The sequence below is a fragment of the Zarconia sp. genome (assembly GCF_057467645.1).
On record NZ_JBRJXU010000180.1, the window covers coordinates 16,309 to 28,719 of the forward strand.

Genomic DNA, 12,411 nt, shown 5'->3' on the forward strand with positions numbered 1-12,411 from the left:
CCCTGTCCCCCAATCACCTCGCAGCCTGCCCCATGTAATCCTTCCAAACCTGAGCGGCTTGAGCGCTACTGCCGTAGGTGGGGGTATTATCATCGTTGCCCAACCACACCCCCGTCGCCACCGCTCGACTGGGGAGGTAGCCGATGTACCACAAATCCACTCCATTGTTGGTGGTTCCCGTTTTGCCCGCCCCATCTAAGCCTAAATAGGCACTCGCGCCGGTACCATTTTGTACCACCCCCCGCAGCAACTCCGTCATCGTAAACGAAACTTCCGGAGAAAGGGCGCGGCGACTGTTGCGCCGTTCTTGCTCGTAATCGTAAATCACCCGACAGGTTTTGACGTCATCGGGATCGGTGCATTCGCTGCTATCGAGTATCCGACGGATGGCATGAGCGGGATTGAGCCAGCCTTGATTGGCGAGCACCCCGTAGGCCCCGGTCATCTCCAGCAGCGTCACTTCGCTTTGCCCCAACACCAAGCCGGGGACGGGATTGAGATCGGCGGTAACGCCCATTTTCCGGGCCATCTGCACCACTCGATCGAGTCCCGTATCTTGCGCCACCCGCAGGGCGACAGAATTTTCCGACTGTGCCAATCCCTGGTACATCGTCGCGCTTCCCGCAGTGCGCTCGCAACCACTAAAAGACTGACCTCGCCAGGAGAGGGGAGCACAGGAGTAAATTTTGCCGGGGGAAAATCCGTCTTCGAGGGCTGCGGCATAGGCAAACACCTTAAAGGTCGATCCCGGTTGCCGCAGGGCTTGGGTGGCGCGGTTAAACTGACTTTGTTGGTAATCTACGCCGCCAGTGAGGGCGAGAATTTCTCCATCGCGAGTATCGATAGACACAAGGGCACCTTGAGAGAAACCCGTTGTCGCCCCCAGGGTATTCACTCCAGTTTCGATGGTACTTTCCGCTAGGGCTTGCAAGCGGATATTGAGTCCCGTCTCGACGATAAAATTCCCCTCGCGGGCCAACCCCACCCCCAGCAATTCTTCGAGTTCGGCAAAAACGCGATCGTAAAAATAGGGGGCGATCGTACTTTGGAGAATTTCCTGCGCTTTGGGATTGATTTCGATGCGCGATCGCCGCGCCCGATTCGCCTCCTCCGTGGAAATGGTTCCCATGGCCCGCATGCGATCGATGACTCGATCTCGGTACTCCACGGCCAGCTGATAGTTTTGAATCGGGTTAAAACTATTCGGAGCCGGCAAAATCCCCACTAGCGTCGCCGCCTCAGAAAGATTTAAATCCGCAGCGGACTTGCCAAAATAAAACCGCGCCGCATCCTCGAAGCCGTACAAATCCAGACCCAAAAACACCCGGTTCAAATACAGCAGGAGCAACTCGTCTTTGCTGTAAAATGTCTCCAACTTCAGAGCCACCACCGCTTCTCGGAGCTTGCGACCGGCAGAATCGGATGTTCCCACGTAATCCCGATACAAACTGCGGGCGAGCTGCTGGGTAATGGTACTAGCCCCTTCGCGAATTTCCCCACTGCCGAGATTCGTCCAGATTGCCCGCAAAATTCCCAAGGGATCGATGCCCAAGTGCCAGTTAAAGCGACTATCTTCCGAGGCTACCGCCGCATCGGCAAGGTAGGGGGAAAATTCCGATAATCGTTTCTTCTCGATGTGGGCGGTTTGAGTTTGCTGGCGCAACGCCTGGCCGTCGCGGGAATACACCACCACCGGTCCGTTGACCGATCGCGGTAGGGGACGCACGGGAATTTTCGTCCACTCGTAAGCAATCCAAAGACCCACCAACGCCGTGATGCTGCCAGTCCCGTACAAACTCCAGCGAAACGCTTTCACGTACCAGGGGGGCGGATCGACAAATTGAACGCGCACCGCCTCAGCTAGTTCCGGCGGCCCGAGGGTGAAGATATCCCCGTGGTGCAGTTCCACTTCTTTAATCCGTCGCCGTCCCCGGTAGATGCCGTTGGTGGACTTTTCGTCTGTGAGGGTAAAGGGAGCGCGCCGCTGGCGGCTATCTCGGGAAATGGAGGCGTGGGTTTGGCTGACCTTATCGCTGCGAACGACGATATCGCAAGCTTTCGACGATCGCCCCACCAAGTAGCGATCGCCCAGCAGAGGATAAACTTGGGCTTTGCTCTGGTCGCCTTCTTGCACCCAAAGTTCGGGAACTCGGGCATCGGGTTTGAGTTCGAGTTTGTTAAAATCCACCCGCACCGCTTTTTTGACCACTTGGGTCACTTTCCCCAAAAAGGTTTTGGGGGGTTGGGTATCGGGTTGGTTCGAGTTCTGGGGGGGCTGGGGTGAAGTCATGGCTTTCGGGTTGCGATCTTCTGCATTCGACTGTGCGTGATAGCGATCTTCAAGATATTAGACATCTGGAAGAAAAGGGTTAAAGGTCAAGGCTTAAGGGTGAAAGGGAGAATAAATTCATGACTTCGGTCTAGAAATTGTCTGAACTTTTGATTTCGAACGGATGTCTATTTAAGATACTTGTGTTGGCGAGCTGGGGGAGTATGGGAAGCACCGGCGAGGTGGGGGAGAAAACTGCGCGTTGTGAGATTGAGCGCTCTGCGAGATCGCTGTATTCATCGATCTCCGCAGATATTGAGAGAGTCGGCGGATTTCGGCGTTCGGGATGTGGACGTGCCAGATACAATCCGCTTCGAGTTGAAATCTCCCAAGATTCTGGGATTAGATCGGTCGGCGAGTACTGAACCACGATGGAGATCGGCGGTAAAGGTAACTTCCCCGTGCCTAAACCGACCCAATTCTGGATCGGCACGGGAAGATAACCCCCACTCAACGAACTACCATCACATCTGTGGTGAAGTACTCGACTTCTGACTTTAATGTTATGAAGAATGTTGGGAATTGAATTGAGAATCTAAAAATCTAATCTTTTTCAAAGTGCTGCACCGAATTCGACATTATTGGGTTTCAGAAGACTGATGCCACATGGCAACGAGCAAACAGACAATCCCAACGTTAATAAACACATCGGCCAGGTTGAATACCGGAAATCGAATCAACCGAAAATCGAGAAAGTCCACCACTTCCCCAGTGGCAAAGCGATCGATGCCATTACCCATCGCACCTCCTAAAATTAGACCATATCCGGCTTGTTCCCAGCGCGTCAATCGGGGACCGAACCACGCCAAGGCCATCAAAGCCAGACTCACCAGCAGCGACAGCCACCGCAACCACGCACTCCCGGAAAACAAACTAAATGCCGCTCCCGTATTCGTGACGTAGGTGAAGTGAAAAACCCCCGGCCACAGGGGAATGCTTTGGGAGAGGGTAAAGTTTTGTACCACCCAGTATTTGGTCAGCCGATCTAAAATTAGACCGATCGAGGCTCCGATCCAAAAGAAACGATTTTTGTTGATGGTTCTCATAGGTACGATTCGAGTTTGTCTGGATGCCGCCGAGGGATTGTCAATCTTCAATGACTTCCAAACCGCACGCTTGTGCAAGTTGCTCGGCGAGTCCTCGGTATCGACGGGGTGGTGACGAGGGGTTGAAATCCAACTCGAAACTTTCCACCACCCGCTCGATGAGCTTTTGCCGCCAGGGGGCTTCAATTTCATAGTCGGAACTCAAACTGCCCTCGGAAAATGCTTGCACCAGTTTATCGAGAATCTGGAACTGTCCCACCAATCGAGCGGCGGCAATGCGATCTCCCGAATCGACATCTAGGGCATCGAGTGCCCTCAACACCCGTTCCCATTCGGTTTCGACGAGCGCCTCAGCCAGGCGACTCGCCCGGAGATTGCGCTCTCGTTCGATAATTCGTAACGGATCGTCTGTGGGCTTTAGTTCTCCAGGACCGGATGTCCCAGAGCGATCGGATTGCTGCACGTCTGAAACCTCCTTCGATTCGAGCGCGATCGATTTTAAATTCGCTCCGATTCCTCGATCGGGACGCGGTCGATACTATGTCACAATACGAGAAGGAAAGCAATATTAAATTAATCGAGCTTTTGAAGTCTATCCCCGGCTAAATTTAGAAAACCTGAGTTGAAAATCCGGGACAAATGAGTACTTCATTGACTCGATCGAGACGATATCTGAGTCCGGACGGTCTCGGCAAACAAAAACGAAAAAGATGAACAAGATTGTTGTCGGTCTTTCCGGTGGCGTCGATAGTTCCGTCGCTGCCGCCATTTTGCACCACCAAGGATATGAGGTGGTGGGCTTAACCCTTTGGTTGATGAAAGGCAAGGGTCAGTGCTGCTCGGAAGGCATGGTCGATGCGGGTCGCATTTGCGAGCAATTGGGCGTACCGCACCAAATCGTCGATAGCCGAGATGTTTTCCAAACCAATATTGTCGATTATCTGGTCTCGGGTTACGGAGATGGGATTACGCCGCTGCCCTGTTCTCAGTGTAATAGCGCCGTGAAGTTCGGTCCGATGTTGCATTATGCCCGCGAAACGTTAGGAATCGATCGCATCGCCACGGGACATTACGCCCGCCTGCGCCGCGACGAGGAAACCGGTCGCATCCAGTTGTTACGGGCGGTCGATCTCAATAAAGACCAGTCCTACTTTCTCTACAACCTCACCCAAGACGTACTTGCAGCTTGCGTCTTTCCCCTGGGGGAATATCCCAAATCCGAAACCCGCAAGCTGGCCGCGCAATACAACCTGAGTACCGCCGATAAGCCCGAAAGTCAGGATTTGTGTTTGGTGGAATCCCACGGTTCCATGCGCACTTTTTTGGATAAATACCTCGCCCCCAAAACCGGAGATATCGTCGATGGCGATGGCAACATTTTAGGGCAGCACGATGGCATCCACCATTACACCATCGGGCAGCGCAAAGGATTGGGAATTGCTGCCCCCCACCCCCTCTACGTGGTGGCTCTCGACCCCGGACGCAACCAGGTCATCGTGGGCGATCGCGATCGGGTCTACCAGTCCGAATGTATCGCCGGGCGAATGAACTGGGTGTCGATCGAACCCCCACAAACCCCCATTCGCGCTCAGGTTCGGGTGCGCTATCGATCGAATCCGGCCCCGGCAACCGTCCTCCCCCTGGACGATAATTGCGTCAAAATTACCTTCGACGAACCGGAATTTGGAATTACCCCCGGACAGGCTGCGGTTTGCTATGATAATGACGTATTGCTAGGAGGCGGGATTATCAAAAAGCCAAGTCCGATGCAAGGCTGAAGGTAAGAGGAAAATACCGACTATCTTTGAGAACGAAACGCGCTCGCCCGTGACGGAACAGACAGGGTGTCACAAATTTGCAGAGGACTTTTAGATTGAGGCGTTTTTGAAGGTATTTTTGAAGACGTTTTGACGATCTCGCACCGCCTTCGCGGGCGATGAATTGAGCTTCGTGTTTGGGATATATCAGCGATATTCCCGCAGCGCCCGAGCTCGTGGATCGATGCGCGTTCCCTTAGAATAGACAACGAAGAACGGATTGCCCAAGCCACAGCCACATTAGTCAACAAATTGCACTCAACCCAAAGAGGGATTGCCTTGAGTTCTAACAATAGTACGATTGCCCCCCACGGTGGCGAGCTGATCGATCGCATTGCCACCCCTGCCCAGAAAGAAGAATTCCTCCAACAAGCTGACTCCTTACCCCGCGTTCAATTAGACGATCGGGCATTTTCCGATTTAGCACTGATTGCCATCGGTGGATTTAGCCCCCTGACGGGATTCTTGGAGCAAGCCGATTACGAAACGGTCGTCACCGATATGCGGTTGGCTAACGGTCTGCCCTGGTCGATTCCAGTGACTCTCTCCGTGGCAGAAGAGGTCGCCGAACCCCTCAAAGAAGGAAGTCGGGTGCGCCTCGACGATGCTTCCGGTCGGTTTGTCGGCGTTCTGGAACTGACCCAGAAATACCGCTACGACAAAGCCCACGAAGCCATCAACGTCTATCGCACGGACGAAACTAAGCATCCGGGTGTTGCCGTCGTTTACAACCAAGGACCGATCAACCTTGCCGGTCCCGTGTGGTTGCTACAACGGGACCCCCATCCCCTGTTCCCCACATACCAAATCGACCCGGTCGATTCGCGCAAACTCTTTATCGAGAAGGGATGGAAAACCGTTGTGGGCTTCCAAACCCGCAACCCCATTCACCGCGCCCACGAATACATTCAGAAGTGCGCCCTCGAAACCGTGGATGGTCTGTTCCTGCATCCCTTGGTGGGAGCGACCAAGAGCGACGATATCCCCGCTGACGTGCGGATGCGCTGCTACGAAATCATGCTCGAGCATTATTTCCCCAAAGACCGGGTCCAGATGGCTCTCAACCCGTCAGCCATGCGCTACGCCGGACCTCGGGAAGCCATTTTCCATGCTTTGCTGCGGAAAAACTACGGTTGCACCCACTTCATCGTCGGTCGCGATCATGCCGGTGTGGGAGACTACTACGGAACCTACGACGCCCAGCATATTTTCGATGAGTTCGAGCCGGAAGAATTGGGCATCCGACCGATGAAATTCGAGCACGCTTTCTATTGCAAGCGGACTCAGACGATGGCAACCACCAAAACCAGTCCCAGCTCTCCTGAAGAGCGCATTCACCTGTCAGGAACGAAGGTGCGGGAGATGCTGCGTCGCGGCGAACTTCCCCCCCCACAGTTCTCTCGACCGGAAGTGGCAGCCGAGCTGGCCCGCGCCATGCAGCAGTAAGCACAAATAATGGGGAGATCGGGGGTCCGCACCGATCGTGTCGAGCTAAAATCATAACTGGCGATCGCCCGCGAGGACGATCGACAAGCGACGGTGCTGACCCTTGAAATAGATAGAAGCTATGAAGCGACGGGGATTTCTACAACAGGCAGGCTGGATTCTGGCTGCCCTCGGAACCAGTGAGGCGGGTTTTGCCGCCCTCGGAAATCGTGCCACCCAAGTGTTAGCCCAACCAACTCAACGCAAATTGGCTCTTTTGGTGGGAATCGATCGATATGTCGATGCTGCTTACGGGAATAATGGCGTTCCGCTGAGCGGATGTACCACCGACGTCGAGCTGCAACGGGAACTCCTAATCCATCGGTTTGGTTTTCAAGCCAGCGATATTCTCACCTTAACAAACACGCGAGCGACGCGATCGCAAATTGAAACGGCATTCATCACTCACCTGCGAGAGCAAGCCAAACCGGGAGATGTAGTCGTTTTTCATTTTAGCGGCTACGGCAGCCGGATTCAATTGCCTGGGGAACCCACGCGGACCCAAAACAGTCTCGTTCCCGTGGATGGCGTCTTGCCTGTCAAAGGCTCTCTTGCGGTTAACGATTTGCCCGAGGAGACGCTGTGGCTGATGCTGCGATCGCTCCCTACGAGCAACGTCCTGACGGTTCTCGATACGAGCTATACTTACCCCGGTACGGGCTTTCAGGGGAACTTGCGAATTCGATCGCGTCCCACCCCCACCCTCGGACAGGTGGGAGAAGCCGAACTGGCTTTCCAAGCGCAGTTGCGTAACGATTCGAGCTTTCTGAGTCGATTTTCCTCTCAGCGCAAACTTCCAGGTATTGCCCTGTCTGCAGCACATCCGAGCGAATTGGCCTTGGAAGCTCAATGGTCTGGATTCAGTGCGGGGGTCTTTACCTACGCCCTCACCCAGCAGCTGTGGTGGGCGACACCGTCGGCTAAGCTCAACACGATCGTGGGTCAGACCGCTGGTATTGTCGAGAAGTTTGCTGGCAGCGAACAGCATCCTCAAGTCTGTAAGGGCATGGCACCCCCCTGTGCGAATGACAATCCCGATGGGAAAAATTCACCTTTCCCCCTGCAACCGGAAATCTCCCAAGGGGTAGATGGCGTGGTTTTATCCGTAGAAGAAGACGGTCAAACCGCCCGGGTTTGGCTGGCCGGTCTGCCGGTTTCGATCTTAGAATCCTATGGAATTCATTCGATTCTCAAGACGATCGCCCAAGATGGAACAACCCCCTCCTCCTCGTTACAAATTCGCACCAAAGAGGGGTTAACGGCAAAAGTCCAAACCCTCGCCACTCCAGAAAACTCATCTCTCGAAGCGGGACAACCCGTGCGAGAAGCTATTCGCGCCATCCCTCGGGATCGAAATTTAATTGTTGCCTTGGACTCGACTTTAGAGCGGATCGAACGGGTGGATGCCACCAGTGCGTTCTCGGCGATTCGCAACGTTTCCACGGCGAACGTGGGCGAACCGGCGGACTGCTTGTTTGGTAAAGTTCGGCGAGCCAACCTGGCCCAAACACCTCAGGCCGAATTACCGAAATTACCCGATCGCGGCGGCTATGGTTTGTATACCCTCGGACACGAGCCGATTCCTAGTAGTTTGAGCGATGGAGATGAAGCGATTAAAACCGCGGTCCATCGCCTAGTACCCCAACTCGAAGCGCTGCGAGCAGATAAGCTCTTAAGCATGAGTGAAAATGAAGGTTCGTCAGGACTGGGCATCAAGGTCACTGTGGCAACCCTCGAACCGGACAATCGCATTTTAATCGAAACTCAAACTCAGCGCGCGAAAGCGAATCCCAGTTTAACGGAAGTCGGTTCTACCCTCATGGACCGCCCGGAGAATGGAATTGCCACCGTACCGGTGGGCAGTCGCCTTCAGTATCGATTGCAAAATCTCAGCAATCGCCCCGTTTATTTTATTTTGTTGGGTTTAGGGAGTAGCGGTCAGGAAATTGCCCTCAATATCGGTAACCTCAATCCCGATGGAGAACACCTATCGATCGAGCCGGGGCAAACTCTGATACTGCCTTCTCCAACTGAATCTTGGAGCGCCAGCTCCCAGACGGGAGCGACCAAAACTCAAATTATTTGCAGCTACAAGCCTTTTGATATGACCCTCGCAGCTCTTTCGGACACGCTTCCGTCCAAAACCCTGAGCTTGCAAGTGCTGCCCAAGCCCCTAAGGGTTGCTCAAGCAATATTAGAAGATTTACACCGAGCCAGTCTGCACACCACCCAAAACCTCGGACTCCCCAAAGATGTTTTTGCTTTGGATGTGAACCTTTGGGCGACCCTGAGCCTAATGTATAGCGCGATTTAATAGATGGAGTTGAAGTGGGGAGATGGGAAAATGAGGACATAAAAGATGCACTCGGTGTCAATTGTCCATGCGTTATCCCTGGGCCTCCTCTGCTCCCGAAGCCTCCCCTGTCAATTGTCTCGATCTAAGCCGATTGCAACGCATCTAAATGTTCCAGGACTTCACGAGAGTGAATCGACGGACTCACCTTGACGAAGCGATCGCGCAAGATGCCATCGGGATCGATAATAAAGGAGTGACGCACCGATCGCGAATAAATCCAAGAGCCGTAGGCTTTACTCACGCGACCTTTCGTATCGGCAAGTAGGGGAAATCTCAAGCCCTCGCTGTCGCAAAAATCTGCATGGGAGACTACATCATCGGCACTGATACCGAGAATCTGAGTATTGCGATCGATGTATTTGGGTAAGTCTTGCTGGAACCGACGGGCTTCGATGGTACAGCCGGGGGTAAAGTCAGCGGGATAAAAATACGCCACAACCCATTGCCCGCGATAGTCGGAGAGGGAAATATTTCCCTCTCCGGAGTTACTCGGTAGGGTAAATTCCGGCGCGGGTTTGTTTAATGGGGGCAGCGTGCCACCGATGGCACGAGCGGGTTGCACGGCACTCAACCAACTCACGGCAGCAAAACAAACGGTTAGCAACAAACCGAATAGGCGACGACGAGACATAGATAATTTTTGACTGAAAAATTGAACGGCAAAAACTGGAGACAACTCGATCTCCGAGTTTCTTTCCTTAGTTTACAATTCTTTACCGATCGAGATGATATTACAATCTTTCGCAACCGTGGATCGTGCCAGTGTGTAAAGATATAGCGCAACGTCCGCAGTTGATTAATACTTTGTTCTCAACCCTCGGCAGAAACTGTTCTACCCCAAACTCGACGTTACAGATAGGGTTGCAGTTTCTCAAAGAGGCAGGCTACTTTTTGCAAGTCTTTATCTCCCGGCGATCGCTCTACCCCACTCGATAGATCGATGCCATCGGGCTGCACCCGAGCAAGTGCCTCGCCGACATTCTCCGGATTGAGTCCTCCAGCCAACAACCACGGCAGGGGCGGGCGAAATTCCTGCAAAGCCTCCCAATCGAGGGTTTTGCCCGTGCCGCCGAGTTGTTGGGGATGGTAGGCATCGAGGAGTAACGTATCGACGGTTTCGGTATAGGGAGCAATATTGGCGAGGGCATCAGTGGTTTTGACCCGCAGGGCTTTGACGATTTCGATGCCGGCAAGGGATTTGCGCGCTCGATCGCAAAATTCCGGAGATTCGTCTCCGTGTAACTGAACCCCTGTCAAACCACCGATAGTGACGGTATCGACGATGCGATCGAGAGTCGTATTGGCAAATACACCAATCAAATCGACCGATTTTGGGGGAAGCTGCTGGGTAATCTCTCGAATCCGTTCTGGGTCTACGTAACGGGGAGAAGCTTCAACGCAAATAAACCCCAGGGCGGTTGCGCCCAAGTTAACAATTTCTCGACCCTGTGCGGGTTGGGTGATGCCGCAAATTTTGACCCGCAACATTCGATCGCCCCGGTTGAATTGCGATTTTCAGGATACCAGAAGACCGGAGTCTGATGCTGTTGAAAGGGTCATTTGTATAGATATTCGATCGAATATTAACTCTTGAAACAAAATGCGATCGTCGGTCAACCAATTTTTATAATTTTTGTGGCGTTGCCCGATAAATTACCTGATTTAGGAGAACGTTTTTTGATTTACTCGACTTTAATCGCAACAGCTTCCACCGTATCTTGGTCGCCCAAGGTGGCGATTTTGATGATTACCTGCAATCTCTTCGCACTGGCCATCGGTAACTGGGCTATTAAAAATCCCGGTCAAGGTCCGGCACTGCCGGCTCAACTCCCGGGTTTGTTTGCCGGGTTCGGTATCCCCGAACTGCTGGCTACCACGAGCTTCGGTCATATCCTCGGTGCGGGGCTGATTCTCGGATTGGCTAACGCTGGGCTTTTATAGGTCGAAATATCGATCGAATTTTAACCTTCATTGAATCTACCCCCATTCAAGCGGATCGTCATTTTGGCGATCCGCTTTCCTTTGGTGACAAGGGAAAATTTTGTATCTACTTTTTAGATATAGTGATATATTTAGATAATTATAAATAATTGGGACAGTCGCAAACAATTCATATGAGCGATCGAGATTTGAGTTTGACCCCCAACCAGGAAGTCATTATGTGGGCACTTCGCTTCCACAGGCGCTACGGACTCGAAATTATGGAGGCGATCGAAAAAAGTGGAGGCAGGCAGATTCGGTTTAATTCCCTCTATCCCAATTTGAAAAAGCTCGAACAAAAAGGCTTCGTCAAGTCTCAGTGGGGTGACGAAGCACCGGAAAAACATAGTGGGGCGCGGCGGAAATACTACCAAATTACAGGGATGGGGATTCAAGCACTGGCTGCCAAGCAACAGTTGCTAGAGCGTGTCGCCCGTTGGACTGCACAAGCCAAGGGGGTATGACGTGAGTCGAGATGTGGAATTCGCGGGCAAAATCGGTCAATTCATCAGCCGTTTTCCCCAAGAGTGGGAAGAATACCAAGATTGGCTCGGAGATATTATTGCCGCTCGATCGATTTTAAAAGCGCGTTACCCCCAGTGGCAGGTGAAGCTCATTTTTGGCTGGCGACTCTTTTATTTTGTTATTTATATTGCCAGTTTAATTATTCTTAATCAATTAAAAAAACGAGTATTTAAAACCAATTTTTTCAAATTCAAATTTGTATCGAATCGCCATAAAAAAATGACTCAATCAATTGCACCCGATCGATTTCGCTATATTCTCCAACGAACGGCAACATTACTAGCAGTGGCGGAACTGACCCTTTGCGGTATTGCTGCGATGACCGGAGTGATGCTGGCGTTTTACTACCAGCCCACAGCACTGGGAGCGCATTCATCGCTAACAACGATTGCGAATGAAATTGAGAACGGGGCGATCGTTCTCAGTTTGCACGATATTGCTGGAAACGGTTTAATTGTTTTGGCGTTCGTACAGATTGTCGTGATGTTTTTCGGGCGTGAGTTTTTGCTGTCTTGGTTTGCAAGTTGGGTGAGTGGTATTTTGTTAGCGATCGCCGCGATCGGACTGAGTTGGACGGCGATTGTCTTGACTTGGGAGCAAACAAGTTTTTGGCGCTTCAAAATCGAATTGAGTATCGTAGAATCGATTCCGGTGGTGGGTTCGTTTTTGCGAGAGATACTCGCTGGGGGAAGTGGGATTAGTAGCATTACCTTGCAGCATATGTACGCACTGCACGGTTACATTTTGGCGATCGCAGCTATTCTACTCTCGATCGCCCATCTTGCAGCTCTCATCTTCCAAGAGCAAAACTGGAAACCAATGGAATCGCAATTGAGTTTGGAAACGTTGTGCAAATTCGGCGATAAGCGATAA

11 protein-coding genes are annotated in these 12,411 nt (G+C 52.4%); 6 read left to right on the forward strand and 5 right to left on the reverse strand.

Annotated features, from left to right (window positions below):
- Nucleotides 1-13 precede the first annotated feature (13 nt).
- The 3 genes from AC2215_RS26990 to AC2215_RS27000 all read right to left on the reverse strand — a co-directional run bounded on the left by AC2215_RS26990 (nt 14) and on the right by AC2215_RS27000 (nt 3,838).
- Nucleotides 14-2,290: a transglycosylase domain-containing protein gene (locus tag AC2215_RS26990; RefSeq protein ID WP_486813134.1), complete on the reverse strand. Its 2,277-nt coding sequence runs from the start codon at nt 2,288-2,290 to the stop codon at nt 14-16.
- Nucleotides 2,291-2,907: 617 nt separating this feature from the next.
- Nucleotides 2,908-3,375, reverse strand: coding sequence for a signal peptidase II (gene lspA / locus AC2215_RS26995; protein ID WP_486813135.1), 468 nt, complete (start codon nt 3,373-3,375; stop codon nt 2,908-2,910).
- A 40-nt stretch (nt 3,376-3,415) separates the two neighbouring features.
- Nucleotides 3,416-3,838, reverse strand: a complete 423-nt coding sequence (locus AC2215_RS27000) for a hypothetical protein (protein ID WP_486813136.1) — start codon at nt 3,836-3,838, stop codon at nt 3,416-3,418.
- A gap of 205 nt (nt 3,839-4,043) precedes the next feature.
- Here AC2215_RS27000 and mnmA point away from each other — a divergent pair, with 205 nt between their 5' ends.
- The 3 genes from mnmA to AC2215_RS27015 all read left to right on the forward strand — a co-directional run bounded on the left by mnmA (nt 4,044) and on the right by AC2215_RS27015 (nt 8,991).
- Nucleotides 4,044-5,153, forward strand: a complete 1,110-nt coding sequence (gene mnmA, locus AC2215_RS27005; RefSeq protein ID WP_486813165.1) for a tRNA 2-thiouridine(34) synthase MnmA — start codon at nt 4,044-4,046, stop codon at nt 5,151-5,153.
- 318 nt (nt 5,154-5,471) lie between these two features.
- Entirely contained in the window at nt 5,472-6,638 is a 1,167-nt protein-coding gene (sat, locus tag AC2215_RS27010) for a sulfate adenylyltransferase (RefSeq protein WP_486813137.1), read from the forward strand.
- A gap of 121 nt (nt 6,639-6,759) precedes the next feature.
- Nucleotides 6,760-8,991, forward strand: a complete 2,232-nt coding sequence (locus AC2215_RS27015; protein WP_486813138.1) for a caspase family protein — start codon at nt 6,760-6,762, stop codon at nt 8,989-8,991.
- A 124-nt stretch (nt 8,992-9,115) separates the two neighbouring features.
- On the opposite strand, the gene AC2215_RS27020 is transcribed toward AC2215_RS27015, so the two are convergent.
- Both AC2215_RS27020 and AC2215_RS27025 read right to left on the reverse strand, forming a co-directional pair.
- Nucleotides 9,116-9,664: a peroxiredoxin gene (locus tag AC2215_RS27020; protein ID WP_486813139.1), complete on the reverse strand. Its 549-nt coding sequence runs from the start codon at nt 9,662-9,664 to the stop codon at nt 9,116-9,118.
- A gap of 218 nt (nt 9,665-9,882) precedes the next feature.
- A complete protein-coding gene (locus AC2215_RS27025) occupies nt 9,883-10,518 on the reverse strand; it encodes a phosphoribosylanthranilate isomerase (protein ID WP_486813166.1) in 636 nt (211 codons plus the stop codon).
- A gap of 105 nt (nt 10,519-10,623) precedes the next feature.
- On the opposite strand from AC2215_RS27025, the gene psaK reads away from it, so the two are divergent.
- The 3 genes from psaK to AC2215_RS27040 all read left to right on the forward strand — a co-directional run bounded on the left by psaK (nt 10,624) and on the right by AC2215_RS27040 (nt 12,411).
- A complete protein-coding gene (psaK, locus tag AC2215_RS27030) occupies nt 10,624-10,974 on the forward strand; it encodes a photosystem I reaction center subunit PsaK (RefSeq protein ID WP_486813140.1) in 351 nt (116 codons plus the stop codon).
- A 173-nt stretch (nt 10,975-11,147) separates the two neighbouring features.
- A complete protein-coding gene (locus AC2215_RS27035; RefSeq protein WP_486813141.1) occupies nt 11,148-11,477 on the forward strand; it encodes a PadR family transcriptional regulator in 330 nt (109 codons plus the stop codon).
- A gap of 280 nt (nt 11,478-11,757) precedes the next feature.
- On the forward strand, nt 11,758-12,411 hold the full coding sequence (locus AC2215_RS27040; RefSeq protein WP_486813142.1) for a cytochrome b N-terminal domain-containing protein: 654 nt from the start codon (nt 11,758-11,760) through the stop codon (nt 12,409-12,411).